General features: G+C 72.7%; 20 protein-coding genes. 7 read left to right on the top strand and 13 right to left on the bottom strand.

The features are described 5' to 3' along the window. Positions 1-10 precede the first annotated feature (10 nt). From A2CP1_RS06675 to A2CP1_RS06655, 5 genes are all read right to left on the bottom strand, one after another. Positions 11-289 carry a hypothetical protein gene (locus tag A2CP1_RS06675; protein WP_012632652.1) on the bottom strand — a complete coding sequence of 93 codons (279 nt, stop codon included), beginning with the start codon at positions 287-289 and terminating at the stop codon, positions 11-13. Positions 290-299: 10 nt separating this feature from the next. After that, complete coding sequence (locus A2CP1_RS06670) at positions 300-1,325, bottom strand: cbb3-type cytochrome c oxidase subunit II (protein ID WP_245530002.1); 1,026 nt, start codon at positions 1,323-1,325, stop codon at positions 300-302. Between the two features lie 6 nt (positions 1,326-1,331). Continuing rightward, on the bottom strand, positions 1,332-2,753 hold the full coding sequence (locus A2CP1_RS06665) for a cbb3-type cytochrome c oxidase subunit I (RefSeq protein ID WP_012632650.1): 1,422 nt from the start codon (positions 2,751-2,753) through the stop codon (positions 1,332-1,334). A gap of 247 nt (positions 2,754-3,000) precedes the next feature. Continuing rightward, positions 3,001-5,004 (bottom strand): molybdopterin oxidoreductase family protein, encoded by a 2,004-nt coding sequence (locus A2CP1_RS06660; RefSeq protein WP_012632649.1) that lies wholly within the window; start codon positions 5,002-5,004, stop codon positions 3,001-3,003. Positions 5,005-5,135: 131 nt separating this feature from the next. Beyond that, complete coding sequence (locus A2CP1_RS06655) at positions 5,136-5,552, bottom strand: hypothetical protein (RefSeq protein ID WP_012632648.1); 417 nt, start codon at positions 5,550-5,552, stop codon at positions 5,136-5,138. Between the two features lie 144 nt (positions 5,553-5,696). Between A2CP1_RS06655 and A2CP1_RS06650 the strand changes: the two genes are divergently transcribed. The 5 genes from A2CP1_RS06650 (at position 5,697) to A2CP1_RS06630 (ending at position 14,659) form a co-directional block, all read left to right on the top strand. Further along, positions 5,697-6,659 carry an NAD-dependent epimerase/dehydratase family protein gene (locus A2CP1_RS06650; protein WP_041450463.1) on the top strand — a complete coding sequence of 321 codons (963 nt, stop codon included), beginning with the start codon at positions 5,697-5,699 and terminating at the stop codon, positions 6,657-6,659. Between the two features lie 63 nt (positions 6,660-6,722). Then, the gene (locus tag A2CP1_RS06645; protein WP_012632646.1) at positions 6,723-7,400 is read left to right on the top strand and encodes an HAD family hydrolase; all 678 of its coding nucleotides are present in this window, start codon (positions 6,723-6,725) and stop codon (positions 7,398-7,400) included. A 6-nt stretch (positions 7,401-7,406) separates the two neighbouring features. Beyond that, the gene (larAH, locus tag A2CP1_RS06640; protein ID WP_012632645.1) at positions 7,407-9,020 is read left to right on the top strand and encodes an NPN-dependent hydroxyacid isomerase, LarAH14/15/16 family; all 1,614 of its coding nucleotides are present in this window, start codon (positions 7,407-7,409) and stop codon (positions 9,018-9,020) included. A 3-nt stretch (positions 9,021-9,023) separates the two neighbouring features. Then, positions 9,024-13,640: an AMP-binding protein gene (locus tag A2CP1_RS06635; RefSeq protein ID WP_012632644.1), complete on the top strand. Its 4,617-nt coding sequence runs from the start codon at positions 9,024-9,026 to the stop codon at positions 13,638-13,640. Next, a complete protein-coding gene (locus tag A2CP1_RS06630; RefSeq protein WP_012632643.1) occupies positions 13,637-14,659 on the top strand; it encodes an NAD-dependent epimerase/dehydratase family protein in 1,023 nt (340 codons plus the stop codon). The genes A2CP1_RS06635 and A2CP1_RS06630 overlap by 4 nt, the downstream gene beginning before the upstream one ends. 20 nt (positions 14,660-14,679) lie before the next feature. Here A2CP1_RS06630 and A2CP1_RS06625 read toward each other — a convergent pair whose 3' ends face one another. Continuing rightward, complete coding sequence (locus A2CP1_RS06625; protein ID WP_012632642.1) at positions 14,680-14,994, bottom strand: hypothetical protein; 315 nt, start codon at positions 14,992-14,994, stop codon at positions 14,680-14,682. A gap of 182 nt (positions 14,995-15,176) precedes the next feature. Between A2CP1_RS06625 and A2CP1_RS06620 the strand changes: the two genes are divergently transcribed. Beyond that, positions 15,177-16,220 (top strand): NAD(P)-dependent alcohol dehydrogenase, encoded by a 1,044-nt coding sequence (locus A2CP1_RS06620; protein ID WP_012632641.1) that lies wholly within the window; start codon positions 15,177-15,179, stop codon positions 16,218-16,220. A gap of 329 nt (positions 16,221-16,549) precedes the next feature. On the opposite strand, the gene A2CP1_RS06615 is transcribed toward A2CP1_RS06620, so the two are convergent. From A2CP1_RS06615 to A2CP1_RS06600, 4 genes are all read right to left on the bottom strand, one after another. Next, positions 16,550-18,166, bottom strand: coding sequence for a methyl-accepting chemotaxis protein (locus A2CP1_RS06615; protein ID WP_012632640.1), 1,617 nt, complete (start codon positions 18,164-18,166; stop codon positions 16,550-16,552). A 437-nt stretch (positions 18,167-18,603) separates the two neighbouring features. Continuing rightward, positions 18,604-19,413 (bottom strand): class I SAM-dependent methyltransferase, encoded by an 810-nt coding sequence (locus A2CP1_RS06610; RefSeq protein ID WP_012632639.1) that lies wholly within the window; start codon positions 19,411-19,413, stop codon positions 18,604-18,606. A gap of 391 nt (positions 19,414-19,804) precedes the next feature. Continuing rightward, positions 19,805-20,011, bottom strand: a complete 207-nt coding sequence (locus A2CP1_RS06605) for a hypothetical protein (protein ID WP_150106327.1) — start codon at positions 20,009-20,011, stop codon at positions 19,805-19,807. A 57-nt stretch (positions 20,012-20,068) separates the two neighbouring features. Continuing rightward, positions 20,069-20,335, bottom strand: a complete 267-nt coding sequence (locus tag A2CP1_RS06600) for a DUF3892 domain-containing protein (protein ID WP_012632637.1) — start codon at positions 20,333-20,335, stop codon at positions 20,069-20,071. 249 nt (positions 20,336-20,584) lie between these two features. Here A2CP1_RS06600 and A2CP1_RS06595 point away from each other — a divergent pair, with 249 nt between their 5' ends. After that, positions 20,585-21,034, top strand: coding sequence for a hypothetical protein (locus A2CP1_RS06595; RefSeq protein WP_012632636.1), 450 nt, complete (start codon positions 20,585-20,587; stop codon positions 21,032-21,034). Between the two features lie 17 nt (positions 21,035-21,051). On the opposite strand, the gene A2CP1_RS06590 is transcribed toward A2CP1_RS06595, so the two are convergent. From A2CP1_RS06590 to A2CP1_RS06580, 3 genes are all read right to left on the bottom strand, one after another. Further along, complete coding sequence (locus tag A2CP1_RS06590; protein ID WP_150106326.1) at positions 21,052-21,612, bottom strand: hypothetical protein; 561 nt, start codon at positions 21,610-21,612, stop codon at positions 21,052-21,054. Between the two features lie 86 nt (positions 21,613-21,698). Continuing rightward, complete coding sequence (locus A2CP1_RS06585) at positions 21,699-22,088, bottom strand: hypothetical protein (RefSeq protein WP_012632635.1); 390 nt, start codon at positions 22,086-22,088, stop codon at positions 21,699-21,701. A 13-nt stretch (positions 22,089-22,101) separates the two neighbouring features. Beyond that, a complete protein-coding gene (locus A2CP1_RS06580; protein ID WP_012632634.1) occupies positions 22,102-22,347 on the bottom strand; it encodes a hypothetical protein in 246 nt (81 codons plus the stop codon). Positions 22,348-22,349: the final 2 nt, after the last annotated feature.

Below are 22,349 nucleotides of genomic sequence, written 5' to 3'. Positions count from 1 at the left end.
CGGGCCTCCGCTACCGCGCCTTCTTCTTCTGCGTGAGGCCCATCCAGATCGCCACCAGCGCCGGGACGGCGGTGAAGGCGATGGTCCAGAGCAGGTTCGCGCCGGCGCTGGCGCCGCCCGTCTCCAGGTCCTTCGCCTGCGACCAGCCGCCCAGCGCCGGGGTGTACGCCCAGTAGTAGTAGGCGCCGAAGACGATCAGGCCCCAGAACAGCGCCAGCCAGCCCACCGGCAGCGTGTGGGAGGTGTCCTTCGCCTCGAACTTCGTCAGGTCGTCGAGCTCTTCGGACATGGTGGATCTCCTAGTGGCCGCCGGGGTGGCCCTCGGCCGCCTCGTGCGCCTTCTGGTTCCGGAGCCACGCGACGATCGCCCAGATGTCGTCGTCGGACAGGTCGCCGCCGAACGCGGCCATGCCGCCGTCCGGCACGCCGGGCCGTCCCAGCGCCTTCTTCGCGTCGCTGCCGCCCTTGATCATGGCGAAGTACGCCGCGTCGGGCAGGTCGGGCGAGACGCCCAGGAACTTGTCGTCGATGAGGTTCGGGGCCACGCCCTCCTGCCCCTGCGCCTCGTCGCCGTGGCAGGCGGAGCAGGCGTTCGCGTCGAACAGCGCCTTCCCCTTCGCGATCGCGGCCACGTCGGTCGCGAACGGGTTCGGCGCCTCGAGGTCCACCTCGCCGCCGCCGGCCGCGGCGCGGTTCACCGCCTTGCCCAGCGAGACGGTATACGCGACCAGCGCGTCCAGCTCGGTCTTGCCCTCGACCGCGGCGGGCACCGCCGCGAGGTCCGCGTCGCCGTACGGCACGCCGAGCGTGCGCAGCCCGCGCATGCTGGCCTGGACCTTCGCGGCCTCGAGCGCGTTGCCGCCCAGGAACGCGTACCTCGGCATGTTGGAGCGCGGCACCACCTTCTGCGGGTCGGCGAAGTGGGCGTAGTGCCAGTCCTTCGACGGCTTGATCCAGCCCTCGAACGCGAGGTCCGGGCCGGTGCGCTTCGAGCCCCACAGGAACGGGTGGTCGTAGGCGAACTCGCCCGCCAGCGAGTACTGGCCGGACGGCTCCGGCGCGCGGTTGCCCTTGTAGCGGACCACCTCGCTCTTGAGCGGCCGGACGGTCTGCGTGTGGCAGTTCACGCAGCCCTCGCGCTGGTAGACGTCGCGCCCCGCCAGCTCGAGCGGCGAGAGCGGCTTCAGCCCCTCGACCTTCGGGTGCAGGTCGGGGCGGAGCATGGGGTACGCCATGGTGGCGATGGTGCCGGCGAGGACCACGACCGTCGCGAGCGCCGCGAACGCCACCGGCTTCCGGTAGATGCTGGATTCACTCATGGTCATCCCCTCCTACGCCGCCACCGTGGTCGGGGTCGCGCCGGCCTGCGCCTGCGCCACCTTCCCCTTCCGGATGGTCATGAGCACGTTGTAGACGAACACCACCATGCCCGCGGCGAAGATGATCCCGGCCAGCGTGCGCGTGTGCCAGTACGGATAGTTCCCGATCACCCCGTCCATGAACGTGTACTGGAGCTTGCCGGCCTCGTCGGTGGCCTTCCACATCCAGCCCTGCCGGATGCCGGTGATCCACATCGTGATCGAGAACAGGAGCTGGCCGACGAGCACCAGCCAGAAGTGCACGTTGGCGAGCTTCTCCGAGTACAGCTCGGTGCCGTTGATGCGCGGCACCACGTAGTAGATCGACGCGCAGATGATCATGGTCACCCAGCCCATCGTGCCCATGTGCACGTGGCCGGGGACCCAGTCGGTGTAGTGGATGAGCTGCGACACGACGCGGAGCCCCTGCGTCGGCCCCTGCACCGTCTGCAGGCCGTAGAACGTGATGCCCAGGATGAAGAACTTGGTCAGGTAGTTCGACCGCACCTTCGTCCAGTCCTGGCCCACCGTGTAGTAGCCGTTCACGACCGAGCCCCACGACGGCGCGATGAGGAACATCGTGAACACGATGGCGAGCGTCTGGATCCAGTCCGGCAGCGGCGTGTAGACGAGGTGGTGCGCGCCGGTCCACAGGTACGCGAAGATCAGCGACCAGAACGCGACGATGGAGAGCCGGTGGCTGTAGATGGGCAGCCCGGTGGACTTCGGGAGGAAGTAGTAGAACATCGCCAGGATCGGCGTGGTGAGCAGGAAGCCGACCGCGTTGTGCCCGTACCACCACTGCACGTTGGCGGAGTTCACCCCGGCGAACAGCGGGTAGCTCTTGCCCAGGCTCACCGGCACCGCGAGGTTGTTGACGACGTAGAGGATCGCGATGGTGATGACCGTCGCAACGATGTACCAGAGCGACACGTACATCTGCTCCTCGCGCCGCTTCAGGATCGTCCCGAAGACGTTCACCGCCAGCATCACCCACAGCACCACGATGGCGAGGTCGAGCGGCCACTCCAGCTCGGCGTACTCGAGCGACTGGGTCTGGCCGAGCAGCAGCGTGACCGCGGCGGCGACGATGCCGACGTTGAAGAGCCACAGCTGCACGCGCGCCAGGCGCGGGAACAGCAGCGGCCGCTTACAGAGCCGCATGGTGATGTAATAGAAGAGGCCGAAGATGGCGCCCGCGCCCAGGCCGAAGATCAGGCCGTTGGTGTGCACCGGGCGCAGCCGGCCGTAGGTCAGGTACGGCGCGAAGTTCGCGGCGGGCGCCCACAGCTGCACGCTGATGAGGAGCCCGAGCAGGATCCCGACGACGCCCCAGAACATCGCCGAGAGGATGAACCCCTGGACGGTCTGGTAGTCGTACCGATAGTCGTTCATGTGCCCATTCCTTCCCGAGAAACGGGAAATGATCGCGCGCAAGATACAGGAGAGGGCGTCCGATCGGCAAAAATGGGGAGCCTCTACCCTTCCTGGTGCCGTTCATGAAACCACAAAGGCCGGCGAGAACATCCGCGGCCCAAGGTCTCGCCCCCGCACGATCCCTCGCCGGGCACGGCTCGCCCGTCCGGGCGGGAGCCGGCGGGGGAGCGGAACGGTTCGGGACGGGGCCGCGGCCCCGGGCGGCCTACGCCGCCCGGACGTCCACGCGGTTGTCGTAGAACGTGGAGCCGCCCGCCTCGTCGGTGAGCCGCTGGGAGGTGAGCGCATTCACGTTCCGTGCGCCCGGGGCGTGCGCCAGCCAGAACACGCCCTCCGCCACCGCCACGCCCGCCGGGACGCCCTCGGCGACGCGCAGCACGAACGCCGCCTCGCCGAGACCGTTGAAGGCCACCACCCGCTGGCCGTCGGAGAGCCCGCGCGCGGCGGCCTCGGACGGCGCGAGCTGGAGCTGCATGCCGCCGGCCTTGGCGCGCAGCTCGGGCCGCTCCTGGAAGGTGGAGTTGAGCGTGTACAGCGCGGGCGCGGTGACGAGCCTGAGCGGCAGCGGATCGCGGTCCGCGTGGGCAGGGAGCGGCCGCGGCACCGGCTCGCGCAGCGCCGGGTTCACGAGCTCGATGCGGCCGGAGGCGGTGCGCCAGCGCGGGCCGGGCGGCGGCGCGATGCGGACCGCCTTCCCCTCCGCGAGCCGCGAGCGGTCCACCGCGTCCCACCACGCCGATCGCTGCGCGAGCAGCTGGTCCGCCATCTCGGCGGCGCTGGTCCGGAACACCGGCTCGTCGAAGCCCATGGCGGCGGCGAGGAGCTGGAAGACCTCCCAGTTCGGCTTCGCCTCGCCCAGCGGCGGGATCACCGCGGCGGCGCGCTGGACCGTGTAGTGGCCGTACGAGCGGTAGACGTCGAGGTGCTCGAGCGAGGTGGTCGCCGGCAGCACCACGTCCGCGTGGCGCGCGGTGTCGGTGAGGAAGCGCTCGTGCACCACCAGGAACAGGTCCTCGCGCGAGAGGCCGCGCAGCACCGCGTTCTGGTCCGGCGCGACCGCGGCCGGGTTCGAGCACCACACGTACATCGAGCGGATGGGCGGATCGCGCAGCTCGTTCAGCGCCCAGCCCAGCCGGTTCATGTTCACCTCGCGCACCGGGCGCGCGAGCAGGTCCTCGCGGCGGACCGGGGAGAGGTCGAACGCCTGCGACGAGGCGGCCGAGGTGAGGCAGCCGCCGCCCTCGCGGCCGAACGCGCCCAGCACCGCCGCGAGCGCGACCACGCTCCGGACGGTCATGGCGCCGTTGCCGTAGCGCGACGGCCCGCCGCCGATCCGGAAGAACGGCGCGCGCGCGCGCGCCAGCGTCCGCGCCAGCGCCACGATCGCCTCCGGCGCGAGCCCGGTCGCGGCCGCGACCGCGTCCGGCGGGCACTCCGCCAGCGCGACCGCCTTCAGCTCCGGCCACCCGGCCGTCTCGCTCGCCAGGAACGCCTCGTCGGCCAGCCCCTCGCGCGCGAGCACGTGGACGAGGCCGAGCGCGAGCATGCCGTCGGAGCCGGGCCGGACCAGGATCACCTCGTCCGCCAGGGCGGCGGTGTCGTTCCGGTAGGTGTCCACCAGCAGCACCCTGGCGCCGCGGCGCCGCGCCTCCCGGGCCCGCTGGGCGAAGTGGATGCTGGTGGCGACCGCGTTGATGCCCCACAGCACCACCAGGTCCGAGCCGAGCACCGTGTCCGGGTCCGGCCCGGGGGTGGCGCCCATCACCGCGGTCCAGCCGGCGTCCTGGGCCGGCGTGCAGATGGTGCGCGCCAGCTTCGTCGCGCCCAGGCGATGGAAGAACGGGTAGCCGGCGTTGCGCTGCACCAGGCCCATGGAGCCCGCGTACGAGTAGGGCAGGATCGCCTCGCCGCCGTCGGCGGCCAGGATCTCCTTCCAGCGCGAGGCCACCCGCGCGACGGCCTCGTCCCAGGTCGCGCGCCGGAACGCCCCGGCGCCCTTCGGCCCGGTCCGGATCAGAGGATGGGTGAGCCGGTCGGGCGAGTGCACCGTCCGGTCGTAGCCGTTCATCTTCGGGCAGAGGGTGCCCTGCGAGTACGGGTGCTCGGGGTCGCCCCGGACCTTCGCCGCGCGCCCGTCTTCGACCTCGACGAGCAGGCCGCAGGCGTCGGGACAGTCGAACGGGCAGACGGAGCGTGCGAGCGAGGGCATGGCGTGCGCGAGGATAATCGACGCCCGCCGGCGGCGCGACCCGTCCTGCGGCCCGTCGTGCGACGGGGCGGCGGATCGCGCGCCGGGCGCGGGGGCGCCCACCTCCGTCCCCCGCGCCCGACGCAGCCGCCTCAGAACCTCCCGGCCACGAGCGAGAACGTCTCCTGCCGCGACTGGTCGCGCCGGCGGAGGTCCATCGTGAAGGACTGCCCGTCCCGCACCGGCTTGCGCATCGCCGCCGTGCGCATCGCGTAGTCCGGGGCGGTGGCCACGTCCACGATGCCCCACACCAGGCCGACGCCGGCGCCGATGAGCGCGCCCCAGGCCAGCGTGCGGCCCCAGTCGTAGTCGTCGTTCCCGTCGATCCCCATGTTGTAGAGGATGATCCCGCCCGCCACCGCCGAGCCGGCCACGCCGCCCGCGATGGTGTCGCGCGCCACCGTTCCTACCGGGTTGGCGTGCCGCCGGACGTACACGTCGTCCGCCCTCGCTGCCTGGGCGCCCACCGCCAGCGCCACCACCGCCACCAGGGCCCTCAGGTATCTCATCGCCTTCCCCCCTCCTGTCCCGGCGGACCTCCCGTCCGGGTTCGGATCAAGCTGTGGCCCGGGACCAGCGGGGGACAAGGGGGCGGCGCCGGCCCTCGGCCGGGTTGACGGGCGCCGGATCGCATGGTTCACATCCGGGCGTCCATGCGAGCCCTCGTCACCGGCGCCGGCGGCTTCCTCGGCATGGCGCTGGTGCGCGCGCTGGCCGCCCGCGGCGACCGCGTGCGCGCGCTGGTCCGTCGCCCGTCGGAGGCGCTCGCCCAGGCCGGCGCCGAGGTGATGGTCGGGGACGCCACCGATCCGCGCGCGCTCCGCGCCGCCGTGGCCGGGCAGGAGCTGGTGTTCCACCTCGCCGGCGTGCGGCGCGCCGCCGATCCGGAGGAGTTCCTGCGGGTGAACGCCGGCTCGACCCGGCTCGCGCTGGAGGCCTGCGTGGAGCGCGCGCCCGGGCTCCGGCGCTTCGTGCTCGCCGGCTCGCGCGCCGCCTGCGCGCCGTCGCGCGAGCCCATCCGCGAGGACGCGCCGCTCGCGCCGGTGGAGCCGTACGGCGCGTCCAAGGCCGAGGCGGAGCGCGTGGCGCTGTCGTTCGCGGCGCAGGTCCCGGTGGCGATCGCGCGCCCGCCCCGGATCATGGGCCCCGGCGACCGCGAGAACCTGCTGTTCTTCAGGATCGCGCGGGCCAGGCTCGCGCTCGACCTGGGCGACCGCCCGCTGTCCTGGATCGACGTGGACGACTGCGCCCGCGCGCTGCTGCTGCTCGGCGATCGGGACGCGGCGCGCGGGGAGGCGTTCTTCCTGGCGGCGCCGGAGCCGGTCACCGCGCGAGGGCTGATGGAGGAGGCGGCGCGGGCGCTCGGGGTGCGGGCGCGCCGGCTGCCGGTCCCGGAGGCGCTGCTGCGCGGGATCGGGCGCGCCGGTGACGCGGCGGGCCGCGCGCTGGGGAGACGGCTGCCGGTCGGATCGAAGCTGGTGGCGCAGGTGCTCGCGCCGGGCTGGGTGTGCGATGCCTCGAAGGCGCGCGAGCGGCTCGGCTTCGAGGCGACGACTTCACTCGCCGCGTCGATGGCCCGCGCTGCCGCCTGGTACCGCGCCGCCGGCTGGCTGTAGGCCGCCGAAGCCCCCGCTACGCCCTTGCCAACCGGGTCGTCCATTGCGTATGCCTCGCGGGTCATGGCGGATCCCGGCAAGGCCGCGTTCTTCGACATCGATGGGACGCTCGTGCGCACGAACATCGTGCACGCGTTCGCGTTCTACGCGATGAACCAGGGGACGATCCTCGGCACCGCCTGGCAGACCGCCCGCACCCTCCTCTCCGTGCCCCTCTTCATGGCCGCGGACCGGGTGAACCGGAAGGCGTTCAACGAGCTGTTCTACGGGTACTACCGCGGCCAGAGCGAGGACCGGCTCGAGACGCTCGCGGCCGAGCTGTTCGAGGACGTGCTGAGGCCGGCGGTCCACCCCGGCTCGCGGCGCCTGGTGGACGAGGCGCGGCGCGCGGGGTGCCGGGTGGTGTTCGTCACCGGCGCGCTCGACTTCACCGTGCGGCGCCTCGCGGACCACCTCGGCGCCGACGACCTCATCGCGAACCGGATGCGCTTCGTGCAGGGCGTCGCCACCGGGCGCGTGATGCCGCCCATCATCGAGGGCGCGCACAAGGCGCTCGTGATCCGCGACTGGTGCGTGCGGAACGGCGTCGCGCTCGAGAAGAGCTTCGCCTACTCGGACTCCTTCTCCGACTATCCCATGCTCGCGGTGGTGGGCCACCCCGCGGCGGTCAACCCGGACGCGCGGCTCGCCCGCGTCGCCCGGGCGTACGAGTGGCCCGTCCTGCGCACCACGGAGGATTGAGACACCATGCGCGAGCCGCGGAGCCTCTCCCGCTTCTACGAGGCGACCGAGCAGATCGTCACCATCGACCGCGACTCGCCGCCGCGCGTGCTCTTCTCCGGCGAGGACCTGCTGGTGGAGGACCTGCCGGTCGGGACCCGGGTGATCTACCCGAAGCCGCCGGTGGAGGGGCTGCCCAACGTGAAGGCGGCCATCCGGAGCGCCATCAACCGGCCGGAGGGGTGCGAGCCGCTCCACGCCATGCTGCGGCCCGGCATGAAGGTCACCATCGCGCTCGACGACATCTCGCTGCCGCTGCCGCCCATGCGCACGCCCGACGTGCGCCAGCAGGTGCTCGAGGTCATCCTGCCGCTGCTGGCGGAGTCCGGCGTGGACGACGTGCACCTCGTCGTCGCGGTGGCGCTGCACCGCCACATGACCGAGGCGGAGATGAAGCGGATGGTGGGCGCGGAGATCTTCGACGCGTTCTACCCGGACCGCTACTACAACCACGACGCCGAGGATCCCGACGGCCTGGTGACGCTCGGCACCACCGAGCACGGCGAGAAGGTCATCATCAACCGGCGCGCCGCCGAGTCCGACCTGCTCATCTACGTGAACGTGAACTTCGTGCCCATGGACGGCGGGCACAAGTCGGTCGGCACCGGGCTCACCAACTACGAGGGCGTGAAGGCGCACCACACGCCGCACCACATCCGCAAGAGCCACTCGTACATGGACCCCGAGCGCTCCGAGATGCACCGCTCGGTGGACCGCATCGGGCGCTACATCGACCGGTCGCTGAAGGTCTTCCACGTCGAGACCACCGTCAACAACCGCATGTTCGACGGCCCGCTCGACTTCCTCATGAAGCGCGAGGAGGCGTACGGCGAAACCGACCGGCTGAAGCTCGCGGCGATGCGCGCCGCGCTGAAGGGGCTGCCCGCCGCGGCCAAGCGGAAGATCTTCCAGGCGGTGCCCGCCGCCTACGACGTCATCGCGGTGGCCGCCGGCGTCACCGAGCCCACCCACGCGAAGATCCTGAAGGCGAGCTGGGCCCAGTACGCGGTGGACGTGGACTACCAGGCCGACGTGCTGGTGTACGGGATCCCGTTCGTCTCCCCGTACAACGTGAACTCGATCCTGAACCCGCTGCTGGTCCAGGTGATGGCCTGCGGCTACTTCTTCAACTTCTACCGCGGCAAGCCGCTGCTCAAGCCGGGCGGCACGCTCATCCTCACGCACCCCTGCTCCGACGTGTTCGACCCGGTGGCGCACCCGAGCTACATCGAGTTCTTCCACCGGCTGCTGCCCGAGACCCGCGACGCGAAGGTGCTCGAGGCGAAGTACGAGCGCGAGTTCGCCGAGAACCCGACCTACGTCCACCTGTACCGGACCGGCCACGCGTACCACGGGGCCCACCCGTTCTTCATGTGGTACTGGGGCGAGAACGGGCGCCAGCACATGGGGCGCATCATCGCGGTGGGCGCGGACAACGCGCAGGTGCCGCGGCTGATGGGCTGGGACACGGCCGAGACGCTCTCCGAGGCCATCGACATGGCGCGCTCCGAGCACGGGCGGGGCGCCCAGGTCACGATGATGCACCACCCGCCCATCGTCATGACGCAGAACCTGGGCTGAGCGATGAGCGGCCACGGCAAGAGGACGCGCGGCCCGCACGGCCACCCGCACCCGGCCCACCCCGGCGGCGCGCCGGCGGGCCCGCCCCCGCTGGACGTGGCGCGGCTGCTGGCGGGGCGGCGGGTGCTCGTCACCGGCGCCACCGGCTTCGTGGGCAAGGTCGCGCTGTCGATGCTGCTCGACCGCTACCCCGAGGTCGGGCGCGTGTTCGTGCTGGTCCGCCCGGGCGCGGGCGGCACCGCCGAGGGCCGCTTCTTCGACAAGGTGGCGCCGAGCCGCCCGTTCGACCCGCTCCGCGCGCGCCACGGCGCCGGCTTCGAGGCGTTCCTGCGCGACCGGTGCGTGCCGCTCGCCGGCGACGTGTCGGATCCGCTGCTCGGGCTGTCCGAGGCCGACCTGGCCCGGCTCGACGGGCTCGACCTCGTGATCAACTCCGCCGGGCTGGTGGACTTCGACGCCTCGCTCGAGCTCGCGCTCGGCGTCAACGTGGACGGCGCGCGCCACGCGGCGGAGCTGTGCCGCCGCACCGGCGCCGGCCTGGTGCACGTCTCGACCTGCTTCGTGGCCGGCAACCGCGACGGGGTGGTGTTCGAGGACGAGGAGATCGCCGGCTACTTCCCGCGCCGGGAGGGCGTGGAGGGCCGCCCGCGCGCCGCCGCGCTGGACGGCGCCGACTTCTCGCTCGACACCGAGCTCGCCGACGCCGCCCGGCGCATCGCCGAGGTCCGCGCGCTCGCCGACGACCGCGTGCGCCAGTCGGAGTTCCGGGAGCGCGCGCTCGGACGGCTCCGCGAGGAGGGGCGCGCCGCCGCCGACGAGAAGGCGCTGCGGCTCGCCATCGGGCGCGAGAAGCGGCTCTGGGTCTCGCAGCAGCTGGTCGAGATCGGGCGGACCCGCGCGCTGCACTGGGGCTGGCCCAACACCTACACGTACACGAAGGCGCTCGGCGAGCAGGCCATCGAGGCGGCCGGCGTGCCGTACGCGATCGTGCGCCCGTCGATCGTGGAGAGCGCGCTGCGCTACCCGTTCCCAGGCTGGAACGAGGGCTTCACCACCAGCGCGCCGCTCGCGTTCATGGGGCTGAAGGGGCACCGCTCCTTCCCGGCCGCCGAGAAGGCCATCCTGGACGTCGTCCCGGTGGACCTGGTCTGCGCCGGGATCGTCGCGGCCGCGGCCGAGCTGCAGGAGCGCCGCGGCACGGCGGGCGCCGCGCGAGGCCGCGTGTTCCACCTCGCCTCCGGCGACGTGAACCCGCTCTGGGCCCGGCGCGCGGTGGAGCTGACCGCGCTGTACCGGCGCCGCTTCTACCGCGAGCGCGAGGAGGGCAACCGCACCTGGAACCGGCTGCTGTCGCGCATCGAGCCCTACCCCGTGACGCGCGCGCAGTACGAGGCGTTCTCCGCGCCGGCGCTGGCGGCCCTGGCGCGCGGCGCCGGCAAGCTGCTCCGCGAGCGGGCGCCGGCCTGGGGCGCGCCGCGCCTGAGCGCCCTGGCGCACCGGGCCGGCGAGGCGCTCGACGAGCTGACCAGCCAGCTCGAGAAGACCGAGGCGATCTGGGCGATGTACCTGCCCTTCACCTGGGACAACCGCTACGTGTTCCGCTGCGCCGGGATGCGCGAGCTGCGCGAGCGGCTCTCGCCCGACGACCGCGCGCGCATCCCCTGGGATCCCGAGGCGCTCGACTGGCGCGCCTACTGGCTCGACGTCCACCTGAAGGGCATGGAGGAGTGGGTGTTCCCCGGCCTGGAGGAGGAGGCGGAGAAGCGGGTCCACGCGCCGAAGGCGCACCGCGACCTGCTCGAGCTGCTCGACTCCGCCTGCGAGCGCTGGCGGGACCGCACCGCGCTGCGCCTGGAGGGCGCCGCGAAGGACCGCCTCACCTACGGCGAGCTGCACGCGCTCTCCGGCCGCGTGGCCGCGTTCCTGGCCGCCGCCGGCGTGGTGAAGGGCGACCGGGTCCTGCTCGCGAGCGAGAACCGGCCGGAGTGGGCGGTCGCGTACTTCGGCGTCCTGCGGGCCGGCGCCGCGGTGGTGCCGGTCGACCCGAAGCTCTCCGAGCCGGAGCTGGCCAACCTCTGGAGGAGCGCCGGCGCGCGCCTCGCGCTCCTCTCCGACGACGCCGCCGACGCGCTGCCCGGCCTGGCCGCGCTCGCGGCCGCGGCGGTGCCCGAGGCGCGGGTGGTATCGCTCGGCGAGGCGCTGCGCGGTGGCCCGGCGGTGCCGTCGATCCGCCTCTCGCCGGACGACCTCGCCTCGCTCATCTTCACGAGCGGCACCACGGGCACGCCCAAGGGCGTGATGCTCTCGCACCGGAACTTCGCCTCGCTGGTCGCGAAGCTGGTCACGGTGTTCGACCTCGGCCCCGGCGACGGGATGCTGTCGGTGCTCCCGCTGCACCACACGTTCGAGTTCACCTGCGGCCTGCTCGTGCCGCTCTCGCGCGGCGCCGAGGTGGAGTACCTCGACGAGCTCACCGCCGACCGGATCGGCGACGCGCTCGGCTCCGGCCGCGTCACCGCCATGATCGGCGTGCCGGCGCTGTGGGCGCTGCTGCACCGGCGCATCACGCAGGAGCTGGCCGCGAAGCCCGGCGTGGTGGAGCAGGCGTTCCGCGGGCTCATGAAGGGCAACGCGGCGCTGCGCGACTCGGCGCTCGCGTGGAACCTGGGCAAGGCGCTGTTCTGGCCGGTGCACCGCCGCTTCGGCGGGCGGCTGCGGCTGCTGGTGTCCGGCGGCTCGGCGCTCGACCCGCAGGTCCAGGACGCGTTCCGCGCGCTCGGCTTCGACATGTACGAGGGCTACGGCCTGACCGAGGCCGCGCCGGTGCTGGCGGTCTCGAAGCCGGGCGGCGACGCGCCCGAGGGCAGCGTGGGGCCGGCGCTCCCCGGGATCGAGCTGCGCATCGCCGACCCCGACGCGAGCGGCGTGGGCGAGGTGCTGGCCCGGGGGCCGAACGTGATGCTGGGCTACTGGCGCGGCGCCGCGCCGGGCGGGCAGCCGGCGGGGGTCGACCCGGCGCTCAGCGGGCAGGTGCTCGAGGGCGGCTGGCTCCGCACCGGCGACCTCGGCAAGCTCGACCCCGACGGCAACCTCACGCTGGTCGGGCGCAAGAAGGACGTCATCATCGACGCGAACGGGAAGAACGTCTACCCGGACGAGGTCGAGGAGCGCTACCGCGACGACGCGCTGGTGAAGGAGCTGTGCGTGGTCGGGCTGCCCGACGGCGCGGCCGAGAAGGTCGCGATGATCGTGGTGCCGGAGTACGGCGACCGCGACCGCGCCGAGGTCCGCGCGGAGCTGGAGGCGCACGTGCGCGCGGTCTCGGCGTCGCTGCCGTTCCCCCAGCGCGTCAAGGTGTGGCACGTGTTCGAGGGCGACCTCCCGAAGACGTCCACCCGGAAGGTGAAGCGGCCGCTGGTGCGCGAGGAGCTGCTGCGGCTCGAGGCCGCCGCCGCCCGGGGCCGGCGCGCCCGTGAGGAGTCGCGCGACGCGCAGGGCGAGGGCTGGGTGCTCGACCTGCTGGCCGAGGTGTGCCGGCGCCCGCGCGCCGAGATCGGGCCGGGATCGCGCCTGCAGGCGGAGCTCGGGGTGGACTCGCTCATGCTCACCGAGCTGTCCGCGGCGCTGGAGGAGGCGGGCGTGCCGCCGGCCGCGCTGGAGGGGCTGCACGCGGTGCAGACCGCGGGCGAGCTGGCCCGCGCGGTGGGCGGGGCGACCCGGCGCGGCCAGGAGCGGGCGCCGGCGCGCGAGGCGCCCGGAGAGAAGGCGCCCCGCGCCGCGAGGGACGACGGCGAGATCCCGGTGCCCGCGACGGTGGCGCGGCTGGGGCGGCGGGTCCTCTCCGCCGGCCAGCGCGCGCTCTACCGCGACCTCTACCAGGCGCGGGTGGTCGGCGCGGCGCACGTGCCGCACGACCGGAACGTGCTGGTGGTGGCGAACCACGCCAGCCACCTCGACATGGGCCTGGTGAAGGTGGCGCTCGGCGACGAGGGGCGGCGCCTCGCGGCGCTGGCCGCGAAGGACTACTTCTTCGACACGCCGGTGAAGCGCGCCTACTTCGAGAACTTCACCAACCTCATCCCCATGGAGCGCGACGGCGCGCTGAAGGCCAGCCTGCGCGCGGCCGCCGAGGCGCTCCGGCGCGGCTACCACCTGCTCATCTTCCCGGAGGGCACCCGCACCCGCGACGGCGCGATGCGGGCGTTCTACCCGACCGCCGGCTACCTCGCGCTGCAGTGCGACGTGGACGTGCTCCCGGTGTACCTGGCCGGCACGCACGAGGCGCTTCCCCCGGGCCGGGCGCTGCCACGCCGCGCCGATCTCGAGGTCCGCTTCGGCGAGCCCATCCGCGTGGACGACCTGCGCGCCCGCACCGCCGGCCTGTCGCGGAGCGACGCCTACCGGGCCGCCACCCAGGTGATGGAGGCGGCGGTGAAGGGCCTGCGCCAGGCGTGGCTGGAGGAGCACGGGGTGGCCCCGGCCGCACCGGCCGCCGAGAAGGTCGCGCCCGGTTCCGCTGCGCCCGCCGCGCGCGCGGGGACGCCCGCGCCCGCCGAGCCCGCCGCCCCCGCCGCCGGCCCGGCGCCACGCCACCACCCCGGCCGACCGGAGGACGCGTGAACCTGCTCGTCACCGGCGGCACCGGCTTCCTCGGCGCCGCGCTCGTCCCGCTGCTCGCCCGGGCCGGCCACCGACTGCGGCTGCTGCAGCGCTCGGCGGCGCCGGAGGCGGAGGCGCTCGGCGCCGACGTGCGCCGGGCCGGGCTCGAGGACGCCGAGGCGGTCCGGGCCGCGCTCGACGGGGTGGACGCGGTGTTCCACCTGGCCGGCCAGGTGGACTTCGATCCCGCCGAGCCCGCGCGCCTGTACGAGCTGCACGTGCAGGGCACCCGGCGGCTCCTCGAGGCGTGCGTCGCCGCGGGCGTGCGGCGCGTGATCCTCGCCTCCACCTCGGGCACCATCGCGGTCTCGAAGGAGGAGCGGGTCGCCACCGAGGCCGACCCCTACCCCATCGCCGCGGTGGCGGGCTGGCCCTACTACCTCTCCAAGATCTTCCAGGAGAAGGCGGCGCTGCGGATCCACCGCGACACCGGCCTGCCGGTGGTGGTGCTGAACCCGTCGCTGCTGCTCGGACCGGGGGACGCCCGCCTCTCCTCCACCGACGTGGTGTTCAAGTTCCTGGAGCGGCGCATCCCGGCCATGCCCACCGGCGGCCTCTCCTTCGTGGACGTGCGCGACGCGGCGCGCGCGTTCGCGGCGGCGCTGGAGCGCGGGCGGCCCGGCGAGCGCTACCTGCTCGGCGGCGCGAACCTGAGCTTCCGGGACTTCTTCGGCCGGCTGGAGCGGCTCTCGGGCGTGGCGGCGCCGCGGGTGGCGCTGCCCGGCGGCCTGAACGTCGCCGGCGCGCGGCTTCTGGAGAAGCTCTCCGGGTGGCGCGGCGCCGAGGCGCCCATCGACGCGCCGTCGGTCGAGATGGGCGAGCACTTCTGGTACTGCGACTCGCGCAAGGCGGAGGAGGCGCTCGGGTTCTCGGCGCGCGATCCGCAGGAGACGCTGTTCGAGACCGTCCGCTGGCTGGAGCAGCACGTGCGCGCGCGCAACGCGCCGGAGACCGTGGCGGAGCTGGTCCGCGGGCGGTGATCGCGCGCGCCGCGCGCGTGCTACATCGTGCCGCCGCTCACGTCGCGCACCTTGCGGATGGCGGCCACTCCGCAGCGCTCGCCGCAGGCGGCGCAGATCTCGTAGGTCACCTCCTTCACCACGAGCACGTCCGGGTGCTCCTCGGCGGGCGCGAGCCGGGCGCCGCACCCCGGGCACGTCAGCTCGGGCACGCGCTCGCGGCGGGGCAGCACCAGCGAGCGGCGGCGATCCGGCGGGCAGCGGCTGCACTCCACCCCGTACAGCCAGCCGGTCTCCTGCGCGGGCGGCACCTCGTCCAGATCGACGCCGCAGTACTGGCACAGCTCGGTGGCCATCCTGGTCGTCTAATGCAGCGTCCTCGCGCCGGCCAGCGTCCCGGCCGCGAGGCGCGGCCGCCGGCCGCACGCGGACGGGCGAGCCCGCCGGGCCGGCCGCGGCGGCGCGCGGATTCCGCTGCGGCGGCGCCACCAGCCGCTAGATTCCTCCCCCCTCGACATCGTCAACAGGAGGCATCACCATGACCCAGGTCAAGGCCTGGGCTGCGCCGGCCGCCGGCGCGCCCCTCGTCCCCCACACCATCGAGCGCCGCGACGTCGGCGAGCGCGACGTCCTCATCGACATCGCCTACTGCGGCGTCTGCCACTCGGACATCCACCAGGCGCGCGACGAGTGGGGCGGCGCCGCCTTCCCCATGGTGCCCGGCCACGAGATCGTCGGCCGCGTCGCCCGCGTCGGCGCGAAGGTCACGCGCTTCCGGCCCGGCGATCACGCCGGCGTCGGCTGCCTGGTGGACTCGTGCCGCACCTGCGATCCGTGCCGGCGCGATCTCGAGCAGTTCTGCGAGCGCGGTCCGGCCTGGACCTACAACAGCACCGAGATGGACCGCCGCACGCCCACGCACGGCGGCTACTCGAAGCAGGTGGTCGTGACCGAGGACTTCGCGCTGAAGGTGGCGCCCTCGCTCGACCTCGCCGCCGCCGCGCCGCTGCTCTGCGCCGGCATCACCACCTACTCGCCGCTCCGCCACTGGAAGGTGGGCCCGGGCCAGCAGGTCGGCGTGGTGGGCCTGGGCGGCCTCGGCCACATGGCGGTGAAGCTCGCCGCCGCCATGGGCGCGGAGGTCACGATGCTCAGCACCTCCCCGCGCAAGGAGGCCGACGCGCGCCGCCTGGGCGCGAGCGGCTTCGCGCTCACCAGCGACGACGCCACCTTCCGCCGCCTGCGCAACCGCTTCGACTTCATCCTCGACACCATCTCGGCGCCGCACGACTACGACCGGTACCTGGGCATGGTGAAGGTGGACGGGGCCATGGTGCTGGTGGGCGTGCCGCCCGAGCGCATCCCGCTGCACGCGCACTCGCTCATCGGCGGCCGCCGCACCCTGGCCGGCTCGCTCATCGGCGGCATCGCCGAGACGCAGGAGATGCTGGACTTCTGCGCCGAGAAGCAGGTCGTCTCGGACGTGGAGGTCATCCCCATCGAGAAGATCAACGAGGCCTACGAGCGGATGATCCGCGGCGACGTGCGGTACCGGTTCGTCATCGACCTCGCGTCGCTGTAGCCGCGCGGGCGCGCGCACCGGCGGCCAGCGGCGCCCCGGTGCGCCGGCGCCCGGCCATCACGCGCGGTGATCGTCACGCACCGTGATGTATGCGCGTGTGCTCCACGAGAATGTTCGCGGCCGCGCGCGCGAATCCTTGCGCAAAGACGGTCAGTAAACTAGGTTCTCGACCTCCCGGCGCGCAGGGGCTCTGCGAGTTGCAGGCAACCCCCCAGCCACTTCTTGCTCCCCCTGCGCCCGGGGCTTCCCACCCGCCTCCGCACGCAGCTTCGACCGCGCGCTTCCCTCCGGAGGCGCCCGCGAGCGCCTCGTCGAGGTCCTCCGGATCGCTAGCTCGGCCGGACTCCCGCGCTCCCGGCCTTGCCGCCGGCGACCCCCGCCAGGCCCGCGTCCTGGGGGCGCGCGAACGCCCCCGCCGCGTGCGGCGGCTGCGCGGTGCGCGCGACGCGAGCGCCCTGGCCCTCCAGGTGGAAGAACGAGATGAGCTGCTGCAGCCCCTCCGCCTGCGAGGCCATCTCCTCTGCGGTGGCGCTGAGCTCCTCGGCCGCGGACGCGGTCCGCTGGGTGACCTGATCGACGAGCGCCATCGCCTTCGAGACCTGGCCGACGCCGGAGGACTGCTCCTGGGACGCCGCCGCCACCTCGTGGACCAGCGCCGCCGTCCTGCGGATCGCGGGCACGAGCCGCTCGATGAGCTCGCCCGAGCGCTCGGCGGCCGCGACGCTCGAGCCGGCCAGCCCGCCGATGTCCTGCGCAGCCTTCTGCGAGCGCTCGGCGAGCTTCCGGACCTCTGCCGCCACCACCGCGAACCCGCGGCCGTGCGCTCCCGCCCGCGCGGCCTCGATCGCCGCGTTCAGCGCGAGCAGGTTCGTCTGGTAGGCGATCTCCTCGATGATCGAGATCTTCTCCACGATCGCCTTCATCGCGGCGACGGTCTGCCGGACCGACTTCCCGCCCTCCTCCGCGTTCGCGGCGCTCTCCTTCGAGGCGGCCTCCGTCGCGCGGGAGCTCTCCGCGTTCTGCTCGATCGACGCGCTCATCTGCTCGAGCGAAGCGGTCGTCTCCTCCACGCTGCTGGCCTGCTCGCCGGTGCCCTGCGACAGGGCCTGGGACGTCGCCGAGACCTGCTGCGAGGCGCCGGCGAGCGCCTCGGCGCCGCTCCGGACCTCGCCGATCACCTGCGCCAGCTTCTGCGCCATCGCGCCCAGCTCCGCCTGGAGCCGACCGACCTCGTCGCGACGTCCCGCCGCGACGGTCGCGGTCAGATCGCCGCGCGAGATCGCCGCCGCGACCCGGATCGCCTCCCGGAGCGGAGCGGTGATGCTCCGCGCGAGGACCACGGAGAGGAGCACGAAGACCGCGGCGGCCACCACGATCGTGCCGAGCACCACCCGCCTGACGAGGGCCGTGTCGCGGAGGGCGGACGCCTCGCTCCTCGAGAAGGCGCGCCGCTGCTCGTCGCGGAGCTCGAGGATGACCTGCTTCACCGCGCGCCACACCGGGGTCTCCTTGCTGACGAGGACCGCGACCGCCTCGTCGCGGCGGCCGGCCTCGGAGAGGCTCATCACCTCCTGCTTGAGCACGTGGTCCGCGGCCCAGAGGCGGTCCACCTCCTGCAGCCGCGACTTCAGCTCGGGAGGCGCGAGCTTCCGCGCTTGCTCGAGGGTCGTCGAGAACGCCTCGTGCGCGTCCCGGTAGTTCTTCTTCGCCGTGCGGTCCTGGGGGTCGAGCAGGACGTTGCGGGTCGCCTGCCCGGTCTGCAGGCCCGCCGAGTACATGGACTCGAAGCCGACCAGGAGCTCGAGGTCGCTGCCGGCCATGCGGGCGATGGTGGCGTCGCTCGCGCGCCCCTGCATCAGCGCGGCGGAGGCCACGGCGAGGAGGGCGAGGGAGCCCACGACCACGAGGAGGGCGAGCTTGGTGCGGATCCTGAGGTTGGCGAGCATGTCGGTATCCCGTGAGGAGCCTCGTCGTGCGGTCCACCGGCCCCCGCGCGTGGCCTCATGCAGGAAGCGTGTCGATGCCCCAACTCGGCCACCGGAGCGCCCGAGGGCGACCGGCGATGTGCGCCGCCGGCCCCGGTGTGAGCGGCCGCCGGCGACCCGGCGACGTCCGCGTTCCTCCCGGGCGCGGTCGGCTGCCGCAGGCAGGGCCTCGATACGCTGGGTGAAAGGCCGTCCGCGCGGCGAAGCGCGATCCCGTCCGGCCGTCCGTCACCCGGGCGCATCATCGGGCGCCGGATCTCGTCCCTCCGAGGCGCGGAGGAGGCGCTCCGGCGGCGGCCAGCGCTCGAGCAGCCGCACGAGGCGGAACCCGGCTCGGAGCGGCGCGCTCACCCAGGTGGCGACGGCCCGGGTGCTTCACGACCTCCGCGCGCATCCACTCATGGTGCGCGGCCCCTCGTCACGCCCGCCGTCGAGCGGCCGGTCCCGCCGCTCGCGGTCGGGGGCGCGAGCCCGGGGTCGGCGCGGCTCGACACGAGCAGCATCATCGGGCGCCGGCGCTCGTCCTTCCAGTCCGGGTGTGCCTCCAGAAGCTCCGGAGGCGGCTCGGGCTCGACCAGCCGCTCGAGGCGGAACCCGGCGTCGAGCACCGAGTCCACCCAGGTGGCGACGGTCCGGTGGTGCTTCACGACGGCCGCCCCCATCCACCTGGTCGTGCGCGGACCCTCGTCCTGGTAGCCGTCCACCGGCCAGTGCCGCCGCTCGCCGTCAGGGCCCAGGCACCAGTCCTGCTCGGCGCGAGCGGTGAAGATCGGGTGCTCCACCGAGAACACCAGGGCGCCTCCCGGGCGAAGGCACGCGCGGACGTTCGCGAGGACCTTCGCGAGGTCGGCCACGTAGTGGAGCGCGAGGGAGCTGATCACCACGTCGAACGTCGCGGGCGCGAGCTCGACGTCCTCGATGGCCGACCTCACGTACGTGAGCCGGGCGTCGGAGCCCAGCGCCCGCGCGCGCTCGAGCATCTTCTCCGAGAGGTCCACGCCGACCACCGAGCGAGCGCCCTGCTCGCAGGCGTGGCGGCAGTGCCACCCGAAGCCGCAGCCGAGGTCGAGCACCCGCTTGCCCCGGAGGTCCGGCAGCAGCGAGCGGAAGGCGGACCACTCGCCGGCCTCCGCCAGGCCTCCGACGGACCGGGCCAGCTGGCTGTAGTTCGTGAACACGACGGCGTCGTCGTACCTGTTCTCGGCCATGGGTCTGCTCCGTCCTCGCGCGCCTCGCCGAGCACCGCCGGATCGCTCCCAGACGGACGAAGGGCGCCCGACCCTGTCCTGGTCGAACGCCCTTCGGAACCGGCTGACGCTGAACGCCTCTCCTCGAGAGGCACCGGGCGGATTCGAACCGCCGAATACGGGTTTTGCAGGCACCTGCCACGCCAAGGATGTCCATGGCTTGGGCCAGGCCGGTTACACCGTTACACAGTCTCCGGGCCCGGGTCCCTCCGATGCCCTCGGAGCCCCCCGGCGGCCGGGGATGGGTTTCCCCATGGCCGGCGGCACCGGGTCACTCCGATCGTCACGTAGTGCATCGGAGGCCGGCCCCCACGGTCCCCTCCCATCCTGTCCGTGGACCGGGAGCCGGATGTCACGATCGACGCTGGATCGCAGCGGGGAGACCGAGGACGTAGCCCTCGACCCGGCCGACCTCCTCCGAGAGCTGCTTCATCTGCTTCCTGAGGGTACCCAGCTCGACCCCGATGTTCGTGAAGTCCATGACGCCGACGACGGCACCGCAGCTGGCGCACTGAACCGACACTAGCTTGAACTTCGAGCCGCTCGGCTCGAAGTTCACGGCCTCGAATCGGGTACTCTGACACGCTGGGCACGTGGGACGAGCCATCACGTCCTCCTAGAACCTCGGCAGGGCCAGCAGGTTGTCCGTCGGCTTCCCGTCCGCGAACGTGCGGAGATACGGCGGATTCGCGTCCACCACGCCGACCTGCACCTCGTTCCGCCCATCGGTCACGCGGGCGTCACCGCCCTTCTTGATCCAATCGACCATAGTCGCCCGCGTGGAGACATCCGACTTGCCATCGGCGGGGTTGCTCCAGCGCACGCTCGCGATGTGCTCGTGCCGCTCCCCACCTTCCATGTGCACCGCAGTGATGTAGACCATCGTCCGCCTCCGTTTCTCGGGTCCATCCCCGATCCACTACAGGTCTAGAGCGATGGTCTGACACCGATGCCACCAGGCCATAACATGCTGATTTTTATAGGCGCCAACGACACGCCCGCCCCACTGCCCACGGCAGACATGTCGTGAACGACCGTTTTCAAGAGTGTGACATCCCGTTCGGGTGTACGAGCTCCGTGATTCCACTTATGGTGCGTCTTGACCCACAGTCAAGTGGGCACGGAGAAGGACATGGCGACCAAGACGATGAAGCGGATCAGGCAGACGACGCAGTCGAGGGGAACCGTCGAGACGAAGCCTGCCGGTAAGCCCGCGGCAAAGGAGGGCAGGCCGCCCAAGACCCCGGCGAACGAGGCCGAGCGCACGGACATCCAGGAGCAGGTCGAGCGCTCCAGGGAGACGGTCCTGCGGCTGATCAAGGACGCCGGCCTCAAGGTCGAGAGGAAGACCTCGTGGCACAAGGTGGCCGGCAAGGAAAAGCGCCGCCTCTACGTCGGAGTGAAGAGCCCGCAGGTCCACCTCTCCGGCTTCGAACTGAAGCACGGGGGCGTCGAGCCCATCTCCGAGGCCGACGCGAAGCGTCGGCACCTCGGGTCGGTGCGGGGCATCCTCTGGCTGGACCGGCAGACGGACGCGATCATCCGGGACGTGGTGAGGGCTGCCGTCGCCGAGCTGAGGTAGCGAACCGCACCGCCAGGTCAGGCCCCGGGCCCCGGCCCTGGGGCCTGAGCTGTCTTCGGAGTCCGGCGGCCATACTCAACGTCGGTGATCCACTCTTCCGGCAGTTCCTGTTGAGGTCGGAGCGGAGCCAGGAACGCCATGAGAGGCTCCTTCCATGCATCGATCTGACGCCAAATCTCCCAAGAACTCTCGTGGAACGGCTTCATCTCACCGTCCGCGATACCGGCCGCATGCTGGTGGTAAAGGTCGAGAAGACGAGTGCATGCCCACGTGAGATCAACGCCGAGTAGAAGGCTCGCCGCGCTAATCGCGCCCCTGGCTCGGGCACTCTCTGCCTCGTAATCCCGGATTCCCGCACTTCGCTCGTCCATCTCGAACAACAGCCGTTCCACCTTCCCAAGCGCTCCATAGACGTGAACCAGGGCGTCGTATTGCCGCTTTCGCATCTCGACGGTGACCATCTGCTCCGCCTTGAACTTCTCCAGCGCCCGGCTGACGTACCAGCCGCCGAGCAGCACCGCTGAAATCGTGGTGAGGCCCTTGATCGCTTCGATGAGCACTTGTTCGTTGAAGGTCACGATGCTCTGGAGTATCGGAAGGACCAGGGCCGCCAGCCATGGTCTCCCCTCGCCCAAGGTAAAGGCGCCCATCGGCGGGCCCGCCGTCACCTCTGAGAGGCCACCCGAGGACGGTCCAGGGCGTCGATCCGGTCCTCGAGGTCGTTCACCTGGAGCCGGAGGTCCTCCACCGACCGCATGATCCTGAGGTCGGTCCGCTCCTCGTGCTCCCGGATGGCGACGCGGACCGCCTCCGCCTGGCCCTCGGTCTGCTTGGCGTTCTCGTCCCGCACGATCCGGCGGATGAGCTCCCCTCCCCCGTTGCCGAAGAAGAGCTTCAGGTCCTCGTGCAGCTGCTCGCGCCGGGCCTGGGTGTCCTCCCGCCGATCGGAGAGCAGCTGCCGCCGGATCCGGTACAGGTGCAGGCCGACGGCGGCGACCGCGGCGCTGAGGGCCGGGTTCTCGGTGACGAACCGGATGAGGAAGTCCTCGGACATCACGCGGCCGCCCTCACGCGATGCTGCCGGACAGGCCCATGAACAGGGCCTCGGCGTTCCGACGCTCCTGGTCGAGTTGGAAGGCCCGCTGTGCCGCGGAGGACACCGCCACGGCCGCCTCCTCCTGCGTGGCCGTGAGGGGGACGTAGATCCAGTCCCGGACGATCACCTCCGAGGTAACGTCATCCACCACGTCGACCTGCAACTGGATCTGGTCCTCCTGGCGGGCCATCCAGCTGACCCGGTAGATCGTTCCCATCG

This window comes from Anaeromyxobacter dehalogenans 2CP-1 (assembly GCF_000022145.1).
Lineage (GTDB): Bacteria > Myxococcota > Myxococcia > Myxococcales > Anaeromyxobacteraceae > Anaeromyxobacter > Anaeromyxobacter dehalogenans.
The sequence above is the reverse complement of the archived record's forward strand: the minus strand, read 5'-3'. Positions and strand labels throughout refer to the sequence as shown.